Source organism: Hyalangium versicolor (assembly GCF_020103695.1).
Lineage (GTDB): Bacteria > Myxococcota > Myxococcia > Myxococcales > Myxococcaceae > Hyalangium > Hyalangium versicolor.
Genome location: NZ_JAHXBF010000005.1, coordinates 77,290 through 100,228, shown reverse-complemented (window position 1 = coordinate 100,228; position 22,939 = coordinate 77,290). Strand labels below are relative to the sequence as shown.

Genomic DNA, 22,939 nt, shown 5'->3' with positions numbered 1-22,939 from the left:
TTGGGTGCTCATTCCGCCGGGTCCGCATCGAGCGCGTGTGGATCACGCTCATCCATTGCCGCGCTCGGATGTCGGGGCAAAAACACATGACGAACTCAGCAACCCGGAAGCCCGGGATGGGTTTCCGAGCCAAGAGCACTCGCGTGCTCGGGCTGGTCGGGATGGTGTCGCTGATGGCCTGCGCGGATGCCGAGAAGGCGCCCGCGAAGGACTACACCAGCGAGGCCGACCGTACGCAACTGACGACGCACAAGGTACAGCTCAGCACAGAGCAGGCGAAGAAGCTCGAGCAGCAGGGTGCGAACCTCCAGGTCATCGCAGACTACGGCTCCTTCAAGGTCGTGCAGGTCGATGACAAGGCCATGGCGGCTCTCCCCCAGGGAGCCCAGACGCGCGACGACTTCAACGACATCCTTCTCAACGCGGGGACGATCAACACCGCGTCCCGCCACGGCCAGTCGTTGCGCGGGCTGAGCCTGCCGGCCTCGGGCAAGAGCCTGAAGCTGGTGCAGTTCTCCGGCCCCATCAAGGAAGAGTGGGTCAAGGAGCTCGAGGCCACTGGCGTCAAGCTCATCACCTACATCCCCAACAACGCGTACGTCGTCTACGGCGACATCTCCGCGCTGCAGAGCCTGCAGAAGCAGCTGACGGACTCCCGGTCCATCCAGTGGGCCGGCGACTACCTGAACGACTACAAGCTGGATCCGTCCGCGCTGAAGGCCGAGACGCCCACCTACGCCATCCAGCTCGTCAAGGACGAGGAAGCCAACAGCACCACGCTGGATCTGGTCCGCGCCAAGCAGTACCGCGCTGGGACGATCCGCGAGGCGCAGGGCTACGTGAACGTGGTGGCGTACCTGACGGTGAAGGATCTCTACGAGATCGCCGCCCGTCCGGACGTGCTCTCCATCCAGCCGCGCTCCCTGCCCCGCAAGTATGACGAGCGGCAGAACATGATCATCTCCGGCCACCTGAACGGGAACGCCCCGACGGGTCCGGGCTGGCTGGACTGGCTGGCTGCCAAGGGCTTCACCCAGGCGCAGTTCACCGCGTCCGGCTTCGGCGTGGACTTGTCCGACAGCGGTCTGGACAACGGCACCACGACGCCCAACCACTTCGGCTACTACACGGGCGGCAACATCAGCAACCCCAGCCGCATCGTGTACAACCGCATCGAGGGTACGAGCGGTGACACGACCGAGGGTTGCGATGGCCACGGCACCCTGAACGCCCACATCGTCGGCGGCTATACGAACCGGACGGGCGCGCCCTTCCAGGATGCGGACGGCTACTCCTACGGCCTGGGCGTGGCGCCCTTCGTGAAGCTGGGCGGATCCGTCATCTTCGCGCCGGACTGGACCGACGCGGTGTACGAGGATCTGCAGTCGCGCGCCTACCGCGACGGCATGCGCATCAGCAGCAACAGCTGGGGCTACACCAGCGGCAACACCTACAACATCGACTGCCAGCAGTACGACTCGCTGGTGCGCGACGCGCAGCAGGCGGGCTTCGACGAGCCCAACGTGCCGGGCAACCAGGAGATGGTGATCGTGTTTGCGGCCGGCAACAACGGCCCGGGCGCCAACTCCGTGGCGCCTCCGGGCACCGCGAAGAACGTCCTCACCGTCGGCGCCTCGGAGAACGTGCAGGCCTTCGGCGGCGCGGATGCTTGCGGCGTCGCTGACGTGGACGCCAACAGCGCCAACGACATCGTCGACTTCTCCGGCCGCGGCCCCACCGCGGACGGCCGCAAGAAGCCGGAGATCGTCGCCCCCGGCACGCACGTGTCCGGTGGCGTGGCGCAGGATCCGAGCCAGCGCGCCAACCCGCCGGCCAACCCGCTGGGCAAGGCGCTCTCGTGCTTTGACGCCTCGGGCGTGTGCGCCGGCGCGGGCAGCGACTTCTTCCCCTCCGGCCAGCAGTGGTACACGGCCTCCTCCGGTACCAGCCACTCGACCCCCGCGGTCGCTGGTGGCACGGCGCTGGTGCGTCAGTACTTCATCAACCAGGGCATGACGCCGCCGAGCGCGGCCATGACCAAGGCGTTCCTGGTGAACTCCGCCCGCTACATGACGGGCGTGGACGCCAACGACAACCTCTGGTCCAACAACCAGGGCTTCGGCATGATGAACCTGGGCATGGCGTTCGACGGCATCCCCCGTCTGATCGATGACCAGGTCGAGACCAACACCTTCACCGCCACCGGCCAGACCCGCACCTTCGAGGGTGGGATCGCCGACTCCAGCCTGCCCTTCCGCGTCACCCTGGCGTGGACGGACGCGCCGGGCTCCACCACCGGCGGCGCGTGGAAGAACAACCTGGACCTGGCCGTCACGGTTGGCGGCCACACCTACAAGGGCAACGTGTTCACCGGCGCCAACTCCGTTGAGGGTGGCACGGCGGACGACAAGAACAACGTGGAGAGCGTGTTCCTGCCCGCGGGCGTGGAGGGCGACTTCACCGTCACGGTGACGGCCTCCAACATCAACTCGGACGGCGTGCCGGGCAATGCGGCCACGCTGGACCAGGACTTCGCCCTGGTGGTGTACAACTCCTGCGACGAGCGGGGCGAGGTGCCCACCAATGTGACGGCCACGGACCTGGGCGCCAACCACGTCCAGATCAAGTGGGACGACAACGGCGCCGCCAAGTACACCGTCTACCGTTCCACCACCGCGGGCGGCCCGTACACCCGCGTGGCGACCGTGGAGACGGGTACCGAGTTCGTGGATGAGGACGTGTCCCGCGGCATCACCTACTACTACGTGGTGCGTGGCGTGGCGTGCGCCGAGTCGACCAACTCCGTCGAGGTGTCCGCCACGGCCACCGGCGTGTGCAAGCTGAAGCCGACCTTCGCGGGCATCGCGGCGGCGACCAACGGCGCGGCCTCCACCTGCTCCAACACGATCACCTGGGCGGACGCGACGGCTACGTGCGGCGGCACCCTGAGCTACTCGGTGTACCGCAGCACCACCCCGGGCTTCACCCCGTCGATCGCCAACAAGATCGCCACGGGCATCAGTGGCACCAGCTTCAATGACGACCTGAACCTGACCAACGCGGCGAAGTACTACTACGTGGTCCGGGCCACTGAGACGAGCGACGCCACCAACGAGGAGGGCAACAAGGTCGAGAAGTCCGCCGTCCCCACGGGCGCGGTGAGCACGGGTCTGAGCTACTTCGATGACCTGGACAGCAACCGTCCGACGGACGCGGCCGCTTACTGGATCGCCACGACCCAGTCCGGCACCGCGGGCACGATCAACATCACCACGAACTGCCACTACCAGTCGGCCACGAAGGCCTACCGCTTCGGCGCGGCGAGCGCCACGTGCGGCGGCAGCTACCCGATCAGCACGCAGGCGACCCTGTCGCTGGGTGGTGACGGCACGACGGCGGGCATCAACGGCTTCGAGATCCCGGCCAGCACGCTCAACCCGACGATGTCGTTCAACCTCTGGTACACCACCGAGGATCAGTACGACGGCGCGTGGCTGGTCTACAGCACCGCCAGCGCGACTGGCCCCTGGACCGCGGTGAGCGACGTCGTGTCCGCCACGGCGCCGTACGTCTCCGCCGGTGGCTACGACAACGTCCTCAAGAGCAGCACGACCACTCGCATCTGGACCAAGACGAACAACGGCGCCAACGGCTCGCTGAAGGCCGTCACCGTGAACCTGACGGCCCTCGCGGGCCAGAAGGTGTGGTTCGGCTTCAAGTTCCACAGCGACATCTCGCAGACCTACGAGGGCGTCTACATCGACGACGTGCGCCTCAGCGCGCCCGCGTACGGCTCGTGCACCACGAACACGCCGCCTCCGGGCCCGGCGGTGACCTACCGCATCACCAACCTGCCGACCCCGGTGGGCGCGGGTGATGCGGTGACCTTCGACGTCACCGCTCTGGACGCCGTGGGCCAGACGGCCACCGGCTACACCGGCAGCGCTACGTTCACCAGCACCGATGCGCAGGCGCAGCTGCCGTCCGCGACGCCCTTCACCGCGGGCCAGGCGACCGGCGTGCCGGTCTCGTTCCGCACGCTGGGCAACCAGACGATCACCGCCAGCGACTCGTCGGATCCGGCCATCACCGGCTCCGCCAGCACCACCATCACCGCGGGTGCCCCGGTCGAGCTGACCATCGTCAGCCAGCCCTCGAACGCCAAGGCGGGCCATGCCCTCTCCCCGGCCGTGTCGGTGGGCATGAAGGACCAGTTCGGCAACGTCGTCTCGACGGGCAGCAACGCCATCACCGTGACCCTGGGCAACAACCCGGGCGGCGCCACGCTGGCTGGCGCCACCACGGTGGCCGCGGTGGGCGGTGTGGCCACCTTCTTCGACCTGGCTCTGGACAAGGTCGGTGAGGGCTACACGCTGGTGTTCAGCTCCGATGGCCTCACTGGCATCACGAGCGCGTCGTTCAACATCACCCCGGATGCTCCGGCCAAGATGGGCTACGTGGCGCAGCCGACCACGGCCAAGGCCGGTGACGCCATCGCGCCGCCGGTGCAGCTGCTCATCCTGGATCAGTTCGACAACCCCACGGATGCCTCGGTCAAGGTGGGTATCACCCTGGGCGAGAACACGTATGGCGGCCAGCTGTCCGGCACCATCACCGTGGAGGCGGTCGGTGGCGTGGCTACCTTCTCCGACCTGAGCATCGACAAGGTCGGCACGGGCTACAAGCTGATCTCCTACGCGGACGGGCTCGAGAACGCCGAGAGCGATGGGTTCGACATCACCCCGGCCGATCCGTACCGTGTCATCATCGACGTCCAGCCGTCCGACGCGGTTGCTGGCGCCGCGATCAGCCCTGCCGTGAAGGCCACCGTGCTGGATCGGTTCGACAACATCGCGACGCAGGCCACGGATCCGGTCTCGGCGGCGCTCGGCAGCAACCCGAACGGCGCCAAGCTGCGCGGCACCACCAACGTCAACCCGGTGAGCGGCGTGGCCACGTTCAGTGACCTGGCCGTGAGCAAGGAGGGCCTGAACTACACCCTGGTGATCGGCTCGAGGAAGCTCTACTCGGCCACCAGCGTGGGCTTCGACGTCACTCCTCGCTCGGGTGGCAGCGTGGACAAGCTGGCCTTCAAGCCGTCCTCGGACAAGGTGGAGGCGGGCAAGCCGCTGACCATCGAGGTGGAGCTGCAGGACGCGCAGGGCCACGTGCTCACGGGCGCCACGGACGCCGTGACGCTGAAGCTGGGCGAGGGCCCCACGGGCAGCCAGCTGTTCGGCACCACCACGGTGGCCGCCGTCAACGGCGTGGCGAAGTTCGCGGACCTGTCCGCGCACAAGGCCGGCGGTGGCTACACGCTGGTGGCCAGCGCGACGGGCTTCGACAACGCCACGAGCGCGGCCTTCGCGGTCACGCCGAGCGAGGCGGCCAGCTTCACGGTGTCGCTGCCCGCGAGCGTGACGGCCGGTGAGGAGACCACGATCTCCGCCACCGCCGTGGACGCCTACGGCAACACCGCGTCCTCGTACGCGGGCGCTGTCACGGTGTCGAGCAGCGACTCCGCGGCGTCCTTCTCCTCCACGGCGACCTTCGTCGACGGTGTGCTGAACAACTTCAAGGTCACCTTCAAGAGCAGTGGCCTGAAGACGATCACCTTCACGGATGCGGCCAAGGCCAGCCTCACCAGCTCGGTGAAGACGAACGTGACTGCCTTCGGACAGCCCACGGTCACCGTCACCGATCCCGAGGGCGGCAAGGAAGTGTCCGGCAAGGTCAACGTCACGGCCGAGGGCGCGGTTGCCTCCGGCACGACGCTGACCAAGATCGCCATCTTCGTGGACGGGGCCGAGATCGCCAGCGGCACGGACGCCAAGGTGACGGGCAGCTGGGACAGCGACAGCGCCCAGGGTGGCACGCACGTCATCACCGCCGTCATCACCGACGGCGCGGGCAACTCGGTGACCTCCGCTCCGGTCATCGTGTCCACGGAGATCGACAGTGGCTGCGGCTGCGGTGCGACGTCCAGCACCGACGCCGGCATCTACCTGGGCCTGCTCGTCCTGGCGCGCTACGCGCTGGGCCGTCGCCGCAAGGCGGCCTAGAGCAGTCCGGCTCCGGGGCGCTGAAGCAGGCGCCCCGGGGCTTCTCTCGAAGGTACTGAGTCGTTAGGAATGCGCCGGCGCGGAACTCTCCCGCCGGCGCATTTCTTTTCGGGCTTGTGTCGGATTGCTGCCAGGGCCGCGGAGTTCCGCGGCGCCGCGAACCCCTCTCAGGGGCTCAGCGGATCTTCTTGCGAACGGCGTTGACCTCGTCGCGGAACGCTCCGAGTACGCCGCCCACGTCCAGCCGCGCCGTCTTGATGAACAGGCGGATGGCCTTCTCCACGTGCTCAGCCAGGGTGGCCATCTTCTCCAGCCGCTGGATGCGCTCGGTGTCCACCGCGCCGGACTCCCGCGCCATGCGCAGGGACTCGGCGATGTCCGCGCGGATGCGAGAGACGAAGCTTGCCTCACGCTCCTCGATGACGTGCGTCACCATGCGGACCAGATCCGTCTCCGCCGCGTACCGCCAGACGGAGTCCTGGGGCGACCGGACGCGCTGCACCACGCCCCAGCGCTCCAGATCCTTCAGGAGCATGGAGACGCCGCCCTTGGAGAGATCCAGCTCGCGCTCGATCTCTCCGGCCGTGAGCGGCTCACCCCGCAGGTAGAGCAGCGCCCAGACACGGCCCTGGTTGCGCTTGAACCCCCAGAACTCGATGACGTTGCCCACGGCCTCCACGGCCATGGCCTCCCACGGCGCCAGCACTCCCGGAGCCGTGAGCGACTCGGGACCGGGCGGGGTCACGCCACCTGTCCAGAGGTAGCCCTTCACGCAACCTTGCTCCGCACTTGCGCGGTGATGCCGTCAGACAGCTTGCGCGCCCAACCCACCAGCTCCTGCCCGCCCACCGTGTCCGAGTAGGGCCCGAGGAAGTCCAGCGCCGAGACGATCTCCGCGTTCAGCCGCTCCAGCGACATATCCACCGCGCCCGTGGCGATGATGGCGGCGCCCAGTTCCTGAGCGCGCTCCGGAGCGATGCTGGAGAAGGCCCACGCGTCCCGCAGCTTGCGGCGCAGCCCCTCATCCTTGGCCAGAGCCAGGAGGATGGGCATGGAGGGCGAGCGCGAGTACAGATCCGCGTACTGCGGCTTGCCCACGTCCGTGCCGAGGATGTCGCGGATGTCGTCGGCGATCTGGAAGGCCACGCCGAGGTGACGGCCAAAGCCGTCGAAGCGCGCCTCGGCGTCCTGCTTCTTGGCGAGCAGCGCGGCGGCCTTGCCGCACCAGCCGAACAGCGAGCCAGTCTTGCCCTCGGCGATGTAGCGCAGCTGCGGCATGGGCAGATCCATGACACCGCGCGCCTCGACCTCGGCGATGGCCGCGCGGGTCATCTCGGAGACGACGGACAGACCCGTCTCCGCGACACGGGAGTCCATCTGGACCAGGCGCAGCAGCGTGGTGGAGAGGATGAGGTCGCCGCTCATCACCGCGACGATGTTGCCCCAGCGGGAGTTCACCGTGGGCCGGCCGCGGCGGAACATGCCGGCGTCCACCACGTCGTCATGCAGGAGGCTGGCGGAGTGGATGAGCTCCGCGGCGACCGCGATCTCGACCAGCGTCTCGGCGGGCACGCCCACGGCATCTCCGAAGAGACGCACGAGCATGGGGCGGGCGCGCTTGCCACCGCCACCCAGCACGAGGTGGCGCGCGGCCTCCATCAACGTGTCGCCCTTCACGCCCGGCCCGGCGTCCCCATCCGCCAGCGCGGCGACAATGCGCTGCTCCACAATGCCGAGAAAGTCAGACAGTTCGCGAGCCAGTTCCATGCAGAGACCTTTCTCCTCGGGACGTTCATATAGTTCAAGACCGCGTGAACGGTGAAGGGAATCCTCTGAGAGCCACACGCAGCGTCCCAGCGGTGTGATGCCAGGTGTGAGAAGCACCGGTGTAGGACCACCCAAGCCACCCAAGCTGGTTGCTCCCCAGCCATCCTGCCGCACTGCGTCGAGAAGGGTTTGAGTGGCCGCGGCGCCCGTGAGAGAGAAAGAAAGAATCCTCTTCATCCGTGGATCGCGTGTCTCCCGCCGCCTTGCGCCATCACTTCCTCCGCAGCCTCGCCTCGCTCGCCACCGCCATTCCGCTGTTCCGCCCGGGTAGCTCGCTGCCGGGCGCCAACGCCCCGCTGGTCAGCGCTCCGCCCCTGGACGCCGAGACCGGGCCCATGCGCGCGAAGCCATGGCTGAGGCTGTCCCTGCGCGCCTCCGTGGCGGAGGGGATGTTCGCGGAGGTGTTCACCGCGTGCGCGGGCGCCACGGTGCTCACCGCGTGGGCGATCGCGCTGCAGTTGGGGCCGTTCCTCGTGGGCGTGATGACGTCCATGTCCTTCTTCGCCCAGTTCGTGCAGTTCCCAGCCGCGTGGCTCACCTCCACGTTCGGCCACCGGCGAGTGGCGCTCACGGCGGTGTGCCTGTCCCGGCTGGCGGTACTGCCGCTGTGCCTGGTGCCGTGGCTGCCGCTGTCCCTGGCCGGGCAGCAGCGGCTCCTGGTGGGAATCGCCGCGGTGTCGGCGGTGCTGAGCGTGGTGGGCAACAACGCCTGGGTCGCGTGGATGGGAGAGCTCGTCCCGCGTCCGCTCCGAGGGCGCTTCTTCGGACGGCGCACCGCGCTGTGCACCATCGCCGGTACGCTGGCCTCGCTGGTGGCGGGCGTGTTCCTGGACCGCACCAAGCAGATCGGCGCGGTGGGAGCGGCGCTGCCCGCGCTCTCGGCGCTGGCGTGCATCGTCGGCGTCGTCACCACCTTCTTGATGTCCCGGCAGCACGATCCGGCGCCCGGGAGCTCGGCGATCCGGCTGGACTTCGAGGCCGCCCGGGTGCCTCTACGAGATCCGCACTCGCGCCGGGTGCTGCTCTACCAGGTGGCGTGGAACGCGAGCGTGGGACTGTCAGCGCCCTACTTCGCGCTGCACATGCTGCAGAACCTGAAGATGACCTTCGTCGTCATGGCGCTGTACTCGGCGGCCGTGGCGGGAGTGCGCGTGCTGCTGGCGCCGTTGTGGGGTCGGCTCATCGACCGGGTGGGCGCGCAGCCGGTGGTGCTGGCGTGCTCGCTGGGACTCTCGGCGGTGCCGCTGATCTGGCTGTTCCCCACGGCGGGCATGCTGTGGCCGCTGGTGTTCGACGTGGTGCTCGCGGGCACGCTGTGGAGCGGGCATGCACTCGCGGTGTTCGCGCTGCCGCTGGCGGTAGCGCCTCGGAAGGGGCGGCCCTTCTATCTGGCGGCCTTCTCCACCGCGGGCGGACTGGCCTATGCGGTGACCTCCGCGCTGGGCGGCGGACTGGCCAGCGTCCTGCCCACCCACTTCACCCTGGGACAGCACGAGTATGTGAACCTGCAGGTGCTCTTCCTGCTGTCCTCGGTGTCTCGCGTGGCGGCGGCCTTCCTGGCCACCCGCATCATCGAGCCGAATGCCCAACAGGCTCGTTCCTTTGGCGCCCTTGCGGAGCTGCTGTGGCCGCGCGCTCGTCCTGCTCCGGCCCCGGTGCTCGCCGAGGCGCGTACGGGCAACGGCGAGAACTGAGCCGCTGCCCTCCCCCACTCCGCCAAGGACTCAGAGGCGGTAGCCGCGAACCACCTGGGAGACGCGCTCCGAGAGAGCCTGGAGCGAGTCCACCGAAGCGGTGGTCGAGGTGATGCGCTCCAGGGTGTCGTTCATCAGCGAGTTCAGCTCGTTCACGGCGGTGGAGATCTGCTCGATGCCGGTGGTCTGCTGGCTGACGGCGCTGGCGATCTGCCGGACGGACGCAGAGCTGTCCCGGACGATGTCGGAGAGGGCCTGGAGGTTGTCACCGGACTGCCGGATCTTCGAGAGCCCCTCCTCCATGCGATGGGTGCCCTCCTCGGTGATGCGCACGGTGGTGACGATGGCCTCGCTGACGTCCGCGAGCAGATCTCTCACCTGCGAGGTGGCTCGGATGGACTGATCGGCCAGGGCTCGGATCTCCCGGGCCACCACGGCGAAGCCCTTGCCATGCTCGCCGCTGCGCACGGCCTCGATGGCGGCGTTGAGCGCCAGCATGTGGGACTGGTCCGCCAGATCCTTCACCGTCTGGGTGATGCCGCCGATCTGCCGGGTGCGCTCGCCCAGGGAGGTGATCTGCGTGGCGATCTGCTTCACCTGGTCGAGCATCTCCACGAGCCCACTGATGCTCTCGCCAATGGCGGCGCTGCCCGTCTTGCCCAGCTCGTCGGCGCGCGCGGCGACCTTGAGGACGGACTCGGCCGTCTGGGAAGCATCGCTGGAGGTCCGGTGGAGCTCCTGGGCCGTGGTCTGCGTCTCGTGCAGGGAGCTGGCGTAGCGGCTGGCCATCTTGTTCTGGTCGGTGGCCGAGTGGCTGAGCACGCGCACGGACTGGGTCATCAGCTCCGAGGAGAACTGGAGCTCGTGCAGCACCTCCTTGAGCCGGTTCACCATGGACGCGAAGGCCTGGGAGAGCTGTCCCACCTCGTCCTGGGAGTCCACCTGGATGGCCTCGCGGAGATCGCCCTGGTCGGCGATGCGCCGGGCCACCTGGGTGAGGCGCAGCAGGGGCGCCACCAGCCGCCGGCTGAAGAGGTAGGCACCGATGCAGAAGGCCAGCAGGGCCCCGAGGAGCACGCTGCCGAAGCGCAGGGTGAGCTCCCGGAGCTGGTCTCGCGCGGCGGAGCGGTTGAAGCCCACGTGGATGTAGCCCAACGCTCCATCGCGCACCGGGGCGCGCAAGGAGAGGATCTCCGCATCCCGGATCTGGAACGAGTGCGGCTCGTCCTGCTTGAGGAGTTCGGTGGCTCGCTCGCGGATGACGGGGGCAAAGGTTCCCGAAGCGGCGATGAGCTCACCTCCCTGATCCACCACCGCGATGTAGGCGACGCGGGAGCGGGCGGCGACCTCATCGGTGAGCTTCTGGACCTTTTCGAGTTGGCGCGAGGTCAGCGGCTCCGTCAGCGTGGACGCCAGCGCATAGGGCAAGCCCGCGCCGATCTCCTCGCCCTGCGCATCGAAGCCGGCCTGCATGCGCGGCAGAAGATAGCCAAAGGTCAGCAGCCCCGAGAGAACCGCCACACCGAGCGGTCCAAGACTGAGCTTTTGGGAGAGAGAGAGGCGCATCGAGCAGAGCCAGGGTCAATACCAGGGGGCCATGGTCTACGCGGCTCCACGGCTTGAAGGAAGGGCTTCGCGGTGGATTGTGAATGCGGGCTGGAAGACAATGCAATCACTCTGCCCGTCTTCGGTTCGCCAGGAGACGTGGCAAGTTGTGTGTGAGATCGAAACGCAGCACGGCGGAAGTCGCCCCGGAGACCACGAGGCTGGGGGGCGTATGTCCGGCCGTCAGGAAAGCAAGCAGTCCCTGCCGAGGAGACCCTGCATGAAGGCTCACCCTACCGCGATCCTCGTACTCTTCGTGGCGTGCACCGCACTGGCCGCGGATGCTCCGTCGCTGGAGGCCCTCACGCCCACCTCCGGCACGGGGGCGGAACAGGTGCTGGACGGCAACCCGACGGCCGGCTGGCGCCCCGACGGGGATCCCTCGAACGAGGGCCTGCTCCTGCGGCTGGAGGAGCCGACCGCCTTCGGTTCCGTGGGGGTTCGCGGCTGCGCGGGCTCGCCCTCGGCCCAGGTCGAAGTCTCGGTCGATGGGCAACCCATCGGCAGTCCCCAGGCGGTTACCGCGGACAAGGAGACTGTCTTCTCGTTCAGTGAGCTCGCGCACCGCTCCCTGTTCGTGAAGCTGGTGGCCCCCGCCCCCGCACAGGCCTGTATCGGTGAGATCCAGGTCTCGAAGGGAGGCAAAGCGCTGGCCCTGAAGCCTCCGCGCAGTGTGCCCGGCCGCATCCAGGCCTCGTCGGTGCTGACGCCGGCGGATGCCTACCACCCGGGCTTCCTCTTCGATGGCCGGACCGACTTCGGCTGGGTGGAGGGCGCCAAGGGCACCGGCGCCGGTGAGTCCATCACCCTCACGCTGGACTCGCCCCTGGAGCTGAAGGGGTTGGAGCTGTGGAACGGCTACCAGCGCTCGATGGATCACTTCAAGAAGAACGCCCGAGTGGCCCAGCTCTCGCTGTCCGTGGACGGTGGAGCGCCCATCGTGCTCAAGGTGGGGGACAAGAGCGGCCCGCAGGTGATCTCGCTGCCCGCGCCGGTCAAGGGCAAGACGTTCAAGCTGACGGTGGACAAGGCCATCGCGGGCTCGAAGTACCCGGATCTCGTCCTGAGCGAGCTGCGGCTCGTGGACGCACAGGGCACGTTGACGGTGCGCACTCCCGACATGGAGGAGCGGCGCAAGGTCTTCCAGGGCGAGTTGGCCAACACGAGCCTCGCGAAGGTCGTGGACCAGAGCTGGTACAACCGCTGCGCGGAGCAGAGCGGGCTGGTGGTGCGCACGCTGAAGCTGCGCAGCAACCACACCTTCGTCTTCTATGACAACACCCAGGGGGAAGGCGACCCGGACAAGGGCGTGGATGAGTCCAAGGAGGTCCTGGACGGAGCCTGGGTGGTGAAGAAGTCGGCGAAGCCCTGGACAGCGATCGAGCTGTACGGGCGGCGGCACGTGATCAGGACGACGACGGGCTGGGTGCCCTACGGAGACGTGGAGGAGAAGTCGACCGAGTCCACGCGGATCGGCGGAGGAACGCTGGAGATTGCTCGCGTGGCCGACCTGGATGAGAAGGCCTTCCAGCAGCTGGCCGCCGAGTGGCTCGGGGGCGTGCAGGGGCGTTCGGTGGGCTGTCTGGCGACGGCGGGCCACACGTACAAGGAGCTGGTGGCCGTGGATGCCCTCTTCGTGCGAGGCCCGGCGGTGACCGATCTGTTCTCGCGCTAGCGCGTCAGTCGCGGTTGCGCAGCATCGACACGGGACGGATCTGGGAGGGGTTGCGCCAGTCCCTGAGGCGCTCGATGAGTTCTTCATCCCCCTCCTCCTTCACGCGGGCCAGGAAGGCCTCGAAGACGTCCTCGCGCACGTAGAGATAGGAGGAGTCGAGCCGCGTGGCGGTGGGCAGCCCCTCCGTAACTGGGGCATAGGTGATCCACTCCCCATCCCGGACGCCCCAGACGATCCGGCCGATGCGCGTGCGATCCAGGTCCTGCTCGGGAGCCCAGGCCATCGCCTCGTGCCAGGTGAGGTGGCCGTAGAGGAAGTTGATGCCCTGGTGGGCGATCAGCAGCTCCGGCAGCGGGCGCGGGATTCTCTCGATGAGCTTGCGATAGCGCGCGTATGGCGGGGTCTGGGTGGGATCGAAACCCCAGCGCGCCACGAGCACCAGGGCCAGTGAGACGATCATGGCGCTCCGGGAGCGCACGAGCACGGACAGGCGCGCCGGAAGCGCCAGGACGGCCAGGGCCACGGCAGGCAGCGGCGCGAGAAGGGACAGGCGATAGCCCAGGTCCAGCACATCCCGGCGCCAGAGCGGGAACAGGCACACGGCCAGGGGAAGCAGGAGCGCGGAGACGAGTGGGCGTAACGCCCTGCGTCGCCAGAGCAGCACCAGGCCCAGGAAGAGCCCGGCCCACGTCGCCGCCAACTCCACCTGCTGCACGGGATGGGTCGTGCGGAGCCTGAACGCGGCGAACGGCAGCGGCACACCGAGCGACAGATCGAGCTGCGTGGACACCCTACCGAGATCGCCCGGATGGAGCAGGTTGGGCAGGACCCTGGTGAGCCCGATGAACCCCAGCAGCGCGGCGCCCCCGGCCACGAGGAGCGGCCACTTGCGCTCTGGCGCCTCTCGTCGTCCACGGAGCGCGAGCCCGAGGAGCGCCCCCACCCCGCCCAACCCGAGCATCGAAGCCCCGAGCCGGTGCGCGGTCGCCGCGAGCAGGAGCGCCACCGTGCCCCCGAGCGCCGCCCAGAACCCACGCCTCGCGGTAGCGCCCCACCCCAGCACGATGAGCAAAGGAGCCACGGCCCCGAGGGTCTTCGGGAAGTCCCCCGCCAGGTGCATGAGGGTCGGCGAGGCCGCCGCCCAGAGTGCCATCACCCAACCAGCGAGGCGCTCCCGGTCCAGAGAAGGCGCCTCGGAGGCCGAGGCCCGCGCGAGCCGAGTCCCCGCGAACCACGCCGCCGGCACGCACGCGGCCGCCAACAGCGCGCTCATCCCCTTCACGCCCCGGATGGGCTCGCCCACAAGCCATGCGGCCAGCCCCAACAACCTGAGGACCCAGCTCGCGTCCGGGACGTGGAGACGCCCCTCGGCGATCAGGTGCTGCACCTGGACGATGTAGTAGTAGCCATCCGTCCCGGGCGGCTCAGGGCTCTCCAGAAGCCGGGCGAACCGCACGACGAAGGCCCCCACGGTGAGCCCCACCAGGAGCCCCAGATCGCCAAGAGAACGTCTGTCCCGCTCTGGGCCCTCGGGGCTCACGGCCCAGGTGTCCCAGGTCCGGCGCCCTGCGTCATGAACTCCCAGGCCTCCAGCCGGCGATCTAGCGCGGTGAGCGCCCACAGGTCGGACGTGTTGTCCGGATCCAGCGCGCCCAGGGCCCGCCGCAGCGGTTCACGCGCCTGAACCACTCCCCACTCCGAGAGCACCCGGAGCGCCATGATCGACGAGCGCTCCACCAGCAACCCGAGCAGCGCCGAGACCACCCGCTCACTGCGCTCGGCGGAGAGCCGCTGCACCGCCTCATGACGCTCCTCGGGAGTAGACTCGGGATCGGCCAGGACCCCGGCGAGCGCCTGGTACCGGTCCTCGTCCAGCATCTCCCGAGGCCCGCCCTTCACCCAGTGCTCCAGGGTGACGTTGGTGCCTCCGAACGAGACGCACTCGCGGCCCACTCCATCATCCCCGAACACCCCGAGGATCCGCTCCGGGCTCGGAGTGCCGCCCACCAGCAGGCCCTGGGCGCGCCCCGAGAGCCCGCTGGAGTCCCCGATCAGGTGGACACGGACGACGGAGGCCTCGGACTCAGCGCTTCGCTCGGGGCTCACCCGTCCCCACTTGAGGAACACCTCGGCGAGCCCCCGCTGGTGCACATACCAGCGGTACTCCAGCCAGACGGCGCTGGGGCGGTCGGCGAAGCGCGGATCATCGGGCTCGGAGAGGCGCGCAGCCCCCTCGGGAATCCCGGCGAAGCAGCGGTCCACGAGGGCCTGGGCATCCTTGAGTCGCATGGCACGCGGGAGGGTGTGCCATTGCCCCGCCGTGTTCAAGCCCACCCTCTGGGATTGGCTTATGGGGGCCTGGGCTTGTAGAAGGTGCCAGCCACGCCCTCCCTCCTGGGTAACCCATGTCCGAAATCGCCACAGCCGACTCGAAGAAGGAAGCCGAGTTCCAGCCCTATATCTCCGCGGACCGGAGCGACGTCGCCGAGTTCACCCCGAAGGCCATCATCATCGGAGTGGTCTTCGGCATCATCTTCGGCGCCGCCACGGTGTACCTGGCCCTCAAGGCGGGCCTGACTGTCTCGGCCTCCATCCCCATCGCGGTGCTCGCCATCTCGGTGCTCAAGAAGCTGGGAGGCTCGACGATCCTCGAGAACAACGTCGTGCAGACGATCGGCTCGGCGGGCGAGTCCATCGCCTCGGGCGTGGTGTTCACCCTGCCCGGCTTCCTCTTCCTGAGCGCGCAGAGCAACGGCTCGAGCTACTTCGAGTACTGGACCATCTTCACCCTGGCGCTGCTGGGCGGAGTGCTGGGCACGCTGATGATGGTGCCGCTGCGGCGCTCGCTGATCGTCAAGGAGCACGCCAACCTGCCCTACCCCGAGGGTACGGCCTGCGCCTCGGTGCTCATCGCCGGCGAGAAGGGCGGCAACCTGGCGAAGCTGGCCTTCCAGGGCGTGGGCTTCGCGTTCATCTACGCGCTGCTCCAGAAGGTGCTCAAGCTGATCGCCGAGACGCCCACGCTGATGTCGTCACAGAAGAACAAGTACTTCCCGTCCGCCACGCTGAACGGAGACATCACCCCCGAGTACCTGGGCGTGGGCTACATCATCGGCCCGAAGATCGCGGGCGTGCTGGTGGCCGGTGGCGTGCTGGCATGGCTGGGGCTCATCCCGCTGCTGGCCTCGCTGGTGCCGCCGGATACCATCGCCTCGCAGTTGCTGAAGCTGGGCTATCTCACGGATATCGCCAAGGCGGGAGGCCCGGGCGGCTGGGATCCGGTGACGCATACCTTCAGCAACACGGCCACTGCGGTGTACCGCGCCTACGTGCGGCAGATCGGCGCGGGCGCCGTGGCCGCGGGTGGTTTCATCACCCTGCTCAAGACGCTGCCCACCATTGTCTCGGCCTTCAAGGAGAGCCTCGCCTCGCTGCGTGAGGGCCCGGGTGCCGCCGCTCCCAAGCGCACCGAGCGGGACCTGCCGCTGACGGTGGTGCTCTTCGGCAGCGTGGGGCTGGTGCTGATCATGGCCGCCCTGCCCTTCCTGCCCGGCACCATCTTCGGTCGCCTGCTCCTCGGCGTGCTGATCGTGGTCTTCGGGTTCTTCTTCGTGACGGTGGCCTCGCGCATCGTGGGCATCATCGGCTCGTCGTCCAACCCCATCTCGGGCATGACGATCGCCACGCTGATGGCCACCTGCCTCATCTTCATCGGCATCGGCTGGACGGGAGACGCCTACCAGCCCATGGCGCTGTGCGTGGGCGGCATGGTGTGCATCGCGGCGGCGAACGCGGGCGCTACCTCGCAGGATCTCAAGACGGGTTACCTGGTGGGCGCGACGCCGCGGGCGCAGCAGATCGGCCTGATGATTGGCGCGGTGGCGGCGGCGGTGGTGATCGGCATCACCGTGAAGATGCTGGACACGCCCCCCGAGGCGCTGCGGGCCGCGGGCGTGGAGCACATGATCGGCTCGGACAAGTTCCCCGCGCCGCAGGGCACGCTGATGGCCACGCTCATCAAGGGCCTGCTCTCGTTCAACCTGGACTGGCAGTTCGTGCTGGTGGGCGTGTTCCTGTCCATCACGATGGAGCTGTGCGGCGTGAAGTCGCTGTCCTTCGCGGTGGGCGCGTACCTGCCGCTGTCCACCACGGCGCCCATCTTCGTGGGCGGCGCCATCAAGGGCCTGGCGGACTACATGGCCACGCGCAAGGGCGAGAAGGTGGAGGAGTCCGAGCTGGGGCCCGGCAACCTCTTCGCCACGGGCCTGGTGGCGGGCGGCGCGCTGGCGGGCGTGCTCGTCGCGCTCCTCTCTGGGAGTGACACCCTCAGCAACGCGATGAACGGCCTCTCGATCGAGAAGGCGCTCGACGAGCACCTGGGCAGCGGGGGTTACCAGCTGCTGGGCCTCATCTGCTTCGCGGTCATGAGCTTCGTGCTGTACCGCATCTCGCGGCGGCCCTCGGAGGCATAGGCCGCCGTCACGCCTCGGCGATCTCCGCCGGGGCGGTCAGGGGCTGTTCCACCGGGAGCTCCAGCGTCGCGGTGGCGCCCCTGGCCTGGCCCTCGCTCTCCAGCGTCAGCCGCGCGCCCAGCAAGCGGGCCGCCAGCGCGCTGGAGTGCAGGCCGATTCCGTGCCCCGCCTTGCGGGTGGTGAATCCCTGGGTGAACAGCCTCTTGCGGACATCCGGGGAGATGCCGATCCCGTTGTCCACCACCTGGATGCGGGCCCACTCGCCCTTGGGCTCCAACCGCACCACCAGCCGCCTGTCATCCGGAGGCACGCCCTCCATGGCGTGGCAGGCGTTGCTGATGAGGTTGAGCAGGATCTGGAGCACCTTGTAGCGGTCGATCTTCACGCGGGGCATCGGAGACACCTCGCGCGTCACGCTCACCCCAGCGTGGCGCATGACGCCCTGCTGGAGCCGCAGCGCATCCTCGAGCAGCTCGGTCAACTCGCACTCCTCCGTGAGGAGCGTGGAGGTGGCGTACGTCTGCTGCATCTGGACGATGGCGCGCACGCGGTTGACGTTCTTGTTCAGGTCCTCGAGGGTGCGCAGCAGGGCCTCCTGCTCGTGGGACAGCTCCAGCGCCAGGCCTGAGAGGTAATCCACTAGGTGGCTGCCGCGGGGATCCTTGGTGAGGAAGTACACCAGGTCCTCGCGCTGCTCCTCGAGGAGCGAAGCCAGCTGCTTCATGCGGCCCAGCCGTGAGGAGGCCACTGTCTGGCGCATGAGGCCCGTGTCCACGACGATGCTGGTGAGCACGTTGCCCACGTCGTGCAGCACGTTGGTGGCCACCTCGGCCATGCCCACCATGCGCGCGGTGTCCACGAGCTGGGCCTGGGCCTGCGTCAGCTCGCGCGTGCGCTCCTCCACCCGCTGCTCCAGCTCCTCGTTCGCCTGGCGCAGCGCGGCCTCGGCCCGCTGCACCTCGGTGTAGAGCCGTGCATTCTCGATGGAGATGGCGGCCTGCGAGGCGATGTGCCCCAGCAGCGCCAGCCGTCCGGGAGTGAAGGCCTGGGTGGTGAGCGAGTTCTCCAGGTAGAGCACCCCGTAGAACTCCTCCTTGCGGCGCAGGGGCATGCAGAGCACGGAGCGTGCGTGGCTGCGCAGCAGCTCGCCGTCACTGAGGTACGCGTGGGGACGGCTCGTGTCGTCGATGACGACGGGCTCGCCGGTGCGGCGCACATAGGACAGCAGCGTCCACGGCAAGGCCTGGTTGGCCTCGCGAGGCTTGCTGCCCGTGGCATCCGAGAGCGCCACCACCTTCAGTAGATCTCCCTGGCGCAGCAAAAGAGCTCCGCGCTGGGCTCCGGCACTCTGGAGCGCGACACTCATGAGCGTGGCCACCAGCCGATCCAGGACGATCTCGCGGGAGACGGCCTGCTGGGCCTTGACGACGCTCAGCGCATCCAGCTGGGAGGTGCCCGTGCCGTTGTTCGCCGACTCGCGAGACATGGCCACGCGCGGCCACTGGACCTCGAGGAGCCGGGCCTTCCCCTCGGCGCCCCACTGCCGATAGGCCTCCCAGGCCTCGCGCGCGTAGGAGTTCGAGGCCGTCACCCACCCCAGTTGCTGGGAGAAGCGGGCGGCCAGCTCCGCGGAGATACCGACGTGGTGGGCCAGCGCATTCTCACGGCCCGACTGCATGGCCTCCTCGTAGGCCCGCATGGCCTCCTCGGTGTTCCCGGTCATCCGCGCCAACTCGCCCGCGACCATCCGCTCCGCCGCGCGGAAGTTCTCCGGACACAGCCCGGCCCACGCCACGAGTTGCTGGTGGTGCTCTCGAGCGGCGGAGAGGAACTCCTCCTGCCGCGCGGGCATGGACCGGAAGCAGGCCGCCAGGGTCAGCGCGCGGAACAGGTGGAAGTCGAAGCGGATGATGAGGCCGGACAGGTGGCTGACCAGCTTGTCGGCGGCATCCGCGGCCTGGAGCGCCGCCTCGAACTCGCCGCCGAAGTAGCGGGCCTTCATCTTGGTGATGAAGTAGATGCAGGCCATGAACTGCAGGCCTCGGCTCTCGACGCGGGCCTCGAACTCCTTCTCGTTGAAGCCGCCACCGCTCAGCGAGCCGGGGGCATCCGAGAGCCCTCGCAGCTGCTGCACGTGGCTCTGGAAGATGGTGAGGAAGGTGCCGACGTCCTCGTAGTTCGCCTTGCGGACGAACTCGAGCCGCGCGACGGACTCCTGGTACACGTCGCCCAGCTCATGCCCCATGAGCAGGCGGTTGATGATGATGTTGTCGCAGCAGTAGCAGGCGTTGCGGAAGTCGCCTCGAGGGAGCGCGTGGCGGAACGTCTCGTGGAACAGGCCGAGTGAGACGGAGAAGGACCGGACCCAGCGGCTGAGGTGGGCCAGGATGAACAGAGTGGCGCTGCGGTGGGCGGCGTACTCGGGCCGATCCACGAGTCGCTGGGCGACGCGACCGAACGCGTAGCCCTCCTGGTACTTCTCGGCCGAGGCCACGCAGCCCACGAGTCCGAACCAGGCATAGCCGTGCGCGGCGGCCTCGGCGTTGCCGTGACGAATGGACAGGGCCACCATGCGGCACAGGTGGTACGGCAGCAGGCTGCTACCCGAGTAGAGCGCCGGCACGGTGAGGTCGGCCAGGATGCTCATGGCCGCCTTCATGTCGGGATCGGCCATGGGAGGCAGCTCCGCGAGGCTCTCGATGGGCCTGTCACCCAGCAGCGTCCACACCTCCGCATCGGCGGCCCGGATCTCCTCGATCGTCGGGGTGTGAGGCATGGGCATGCCGAAGCGCTCCAGGCACTCGAGCAGGCACTCCACCGCGAGCTGGATCTCCCCTGCGGCGAGGTGGAGGGTGCTCTTGAGGCGATAGGCCTCGGCGAGCTCGGGACGCGCGAGCGCCCGAGGCAGCAGCTCGTCGACGATGCGGCGAGCCTCGGCGGCGTGGCCCGCCATGAGTTCGCAGCTGGCCTGATCCATCCGGAGCTTGAAGGCCAACGCGTGCTCCGTCTTCCAAGGATCGCCGGGCAGCAGCGGGAAGACGGCGTTGAAGTAGCCCACGGCCGAGCGCCACGCCGCGGACGCCTTGGCGCGCCACCCGGCTTCGGCGTTGAGGCGAGCCAGGCGCAGGCGCTCGTCGCTCTCCACCATGAGTTCGGCGCCGGCGTTGAGCTGGCCCACCACGTCGAAGAGGCGCTCGCGCAGCTGATCCGGAGAGAGGCTGGACAGCAGCATGCGGCCGATCCGCAGGTGCAGGGACTTGCGCTCCGCCTCGGGGATCAAGGCGTAGGCTGCCTGCTGGATGCGATCGTGCAGGAAGCGGTACTGGTCTCCGCCGGTCTGCACCACCATCTCCTCATGGAGGGCGGGCTCCAGGCGGCGCTCCAGCTCGATGGCCTCGATGCTGCCGAGCAGGGCCAGGGTGGGCGCGGAGAAGGCATTGCCCACGCACGAGGCGAGGCGCAGCAACTGCTGGGTGGGATCGGGCAGCTGCCGGAGCCGGCCGGCCATGAACTCCACGACGTTGTCCGAATACCCCTTGGCCTTCACCCCGGCCTCGTCCCAGCGCCAGCCTCCACCCGAGGCGCGGACGAGGAGCCCATCCTGGTAGAGCGTCTGCAGCAGTTGCAGCAGGAAGAAGGGATTGCCGCCCGTCTTCGCCTGCAGCACGTCCGTGAGGGCCTGTAGCACCTCGGAGCGCGTGCCTGGCAGGGCATCGGCCACGAGCTGCCGCGTCTGCTCCAGCTGCAGGGGCCCCAGGGAGATGTCCCCCAGGCGCACGCCCCCCTTGCGCAGTTCCTCCACGCTCAGCATGAGCGGGTGCGAGGAGCTCACCTCGTTGTCGCGGTAGGCGCCCACCCACAGGAGCGGAGGCGTATCGGGGTGCGTGGCGAGGAACTTCAGCAGCTCGAGGCTGGCGAAGTCGACCCACTGGAGATCATCGAGGAAGAGGACCAGCGGACGCTCGGGCGTGGCGAAGACGCTGAGGAAGCGCTGGAAGACGCGGTGGAAGCGGTTCTGCGCCTCCTGAGGCGGCATCTCGGAGACGTCGGGCTGCCGGCCGACCACCCACTCGAGGGGCGGAACGAGCTCCACCAGCACCTGGCCGAAGCCTTCGAAGGCCTCCAGGAGCCGCTGTCGCCAGGCCTCGACCTCGGCGTCACTGCCGGCGAGCAGCTGCTGCACCAGACCCTTGAAGGCCTGAGCGAGCGTGGCATAGGGCACGTCGCGCTGGAGCTGATCGAACTTGCCGCTGAGGAAGAAGCCGCGGCGCTGAAGCACGGGCTGGTGCAGCGCCTGCACGACGGACGACTTGCCGATGCCCGAGTAGCCACGGACAAGGACCCACTCGGAGCGGCCCTGACGGGTGACGCGCTCGAAGGCACTGAGGAGGGCATCGATCTCGGCTTCGCGGCCATAGAGCTTCTGAGGCAGTTGGAAGCGCGCGGGAAAGTCCTGGGAACCCAGGGGGAACTCTTCCCCGACACCTCGCGCGAGCCGCTCGCGGCACGCCTCGAGATCGGCCTTGAGACCCTCGAAGCTCTGGTAGCGCTCCTCGGGCATCTTGGCGATCAGCTTGAGGACGACAGCCGACAACATGGGAGGGATGGAGGGCACCCGCTGGTGGGGAGGCGTGGGGGCCTGGGCCAGATGGGCGTGGATCCACTCCAGCGCGTCCTTGCCCTCGAAGGGGAGGCTGCCGGTGAGGAGTTCATAGAAGGTGATGCCCAGCGAGTAGATATCGGTGCGGTAGTCGAGGGTGCGGTTCATGCGCCCGGACTGCTCCGGGGACATGTAAGCGGGCGTGCCCTCGATGAGCTGGAGGGGAGCAGCCTGGACGTGCTGGACCTGCTGGAGGGTGGCGCAGCCGAAGTCGATGATCCAGGGCTGACCGGTGGGAGCAAGAAGGAGATGAGCGGGCTGGAGATCCTTGTGGATGACGCCGCGCCGATGGACCTCGGCGAGTGTGGAGGCCAGGGCGCTGGCGAGCGACAGGAAGCGGCCGGGCTCGAAGACGGCGCCCTGCGGCTCGGAGAGGAGGAAGCCTTCGACGCGCTCGAGGACGAGGACGGGGCGGTCCTGGTGCACCTCGAAAGCGAGGGGAACGGGGACACCGGGAGTGCCCTCGAGGCGGCGCAAGAGGGAGTACTCGTGCTCGAGGCGGGATCGCTCGCGAGATCCTGGATGCTCCGAGCGCGGCATCTTGAGGAGAACCGGACGGCGATCATCCCCGCGGAGGGCGCGGAACAGGAGGTTGGGGCCTCTGGGGTGGAGAGGCTCTAGGAGCGAGTACCCTGGAAGTTCGAGCATCCATCTCCCCCTGACGCGAACTCTGGACCGAAGCGCGCGCGGGTTTGTTTCAGGTTCCACTCGGAGCGGTAGCCTGACAGATGCGTATCATCGCCGATCCCCGGATGCCGTGCTGCGGTGGGGAGGTGAACAAACGCGGAAGGCGCTAGGAACTCGGGTGAAACCTGCGAACACCCAAGGCCCTGTCTTCCTGGTTGGGGAGTCGAGCGGAGCCTCGGGTATCTAATGACACCTTGAGTTTGATTACGGCAGAGCTGACAGGGTTGACGCGGGATCTGCCAGAAACACAGACCTGA

At 68.4% G+C, this 22,939-nt stretch carries 10 protein-coding genes; 4 read left to right on the top strand and 6 right to left on the bottom strand.

Annotated elements, in window-relative coordinates:
* Window positions 1–86: 86 nt before the first annotated feature.
* The gene (locus KY501_RS12010; RefSeq protein ID WP_224363012.1) at window positions 87–6,062 is read left to right on the top strand and encodes a S8 family serine peptidase; all 5,976 of its coding nucleotides are present in this window, start codon (window positions 87–89) and stop codon (window positions 6,060–6,062) included.
* Between the two features lie 175 nt (window positions 6,063–6,237).
* On the opposite strand, the gene KY501_RS12005 is transcribed toward KY501_RS12010, so the two are convergent.
* Complete coding sequence (locus KY501_RS12005) at window positions 6,238–6,834, bottom strand: GbsR/MarR family transcriptional regulator (protein ID WP_224363011.1); 597 nt, start codon at window positions 6,832–6,834, stop codon at window positions 6,238–6,240.
* Window positions 6,831–7,829, bottom strand: a complete 999-nt coding sequence (locus tag KY501_RS12000) for a polyprenyl synthetase family protein (RefSeq protein ID WP_224363010.1) — start codon at window positions 7,827–7,829, stop codon at window positions 6,831–6,833. Before KY501_RS12000 ends, KY501_RS12005 begins: the two co-directional genes overlap by 4 nt.
* A 248-nt stretch (window positions 7,830–8,077) precedes the next feature.
* On the opposite strand from KY501_RS12000, the gene KY501_RS11995 reads away from it, so the two are divergent.
* A complete protein-coding gene (locus KY501_RS11995; RefSeq protein ID WP_224363393.1) occupies window positions 8,078–9,583 on the top strand; it encodes an MFS transporter in 1,506 nt (501 codons plus the stop codon).
* Window positions 9,584–9,613: 30 nt separating this feature from the next.
* Here KY501_RS11995 and KY501_RS11990 read toward each other — a convergent pair whose 3' ends face one another.
* Window positions 9,614–11,104, bottom strand: a complete 1,491-nt coding sequence (locus KY501_RS11990; RefSeq protein WP_224363009.1) for a methyl-accepting chemotaxis protein — start codon at window positions 11,102–11,104, stop codon at window positions 9,614–9,616.
* A 304-nt stretch (window positions 11,105–11,408) separates the two neighbouring features.
* Between KY501_RS11990 and KY501_RS11985 the strand changes: the two genes are divergently transcribed.
* A complete protein-coding gene (locus tag KY501_RS11985; RefSeq protein ID WP_224363008.1) occupies window positions 11,409–12,863 on the top strand; it encodes an NADase-type glycan-binding domain-containing protein in 1,455 nt (484 codons plus the stop codon).
* A 4-nt stretch (window positions 12,864–12,867) separates the two neighbouring features.
* Here KY501_RS11985 and KY501_RS11980 read toward each other — a convergent pair whose 3' ends face one another.
* Together KY501_RS11980 and KY501_RS11975 are read right to left on the bottom strand one after the other, a co-directional pair.
* Window positions 12,868–14,403 carry a hypothetical protein gene (locus KY501_RS11980; RefSeq protein WP_224363007.1) on the bottom strand — a complete coding sequence of 512 codons (1,536 nt, stop codon included), beginning with the start codon at window positions 14,401–14,403 and terminating at the stop codon, window positions 12,868–12,870.
* The gene (locus tag KY501_RS11975; protein ID WP_224363006.1) at window positions 14,400–15,152 is read right to left on the bottom strand and encodes a hypothetical protein; all 753 of its coding nucleotides are present in this window, start codon (window positions 15,150–15,152) and stop codon (window positions 14,400–14,402) included. Before KY501_RS11975 ends, KY501_RS11980 begins: the two co-directional genes overlap by 4 nt.
* A gap of 116 nt (window positions 15,153–15,268) precedes the next feature.
* Between KY501_RS11975 and KY501_RS11970 the strand changes: the two genes are divergently transcribed.
* A complete protein-coding gene (locus tag KY501_RS11970; RefSeq protein WP_224363005.1) occupies window positions 15,269–17,335 on the top strand; it encodes an OPT family oligopeptide transporter in 2,067 nt (688 codons plus the stop codon).
* A gap of 7 nt (window positions 17,336–17,342) precedes the next feature.
* Here the strand turns inward: KY501_RS11970 and KY501_RS11965 are convergent, their stop codons facing one another.
* On the bottom strand, window positions 17,343–22,535 hold the full coding sequence (locus tag KY501_RS11965) for a trifunctional serine/threonine-protein kinase/ATP-binding protein/sensor histidine kinase (RefSeq protein ID WP_309242964.1): 5,193 nt from the start codon (window positions 22,533–22,535) through the stop codon (window positions 17,343–17,345).
* Window positions 22,536–22,939: the final 404 nt, after the last annotated feature.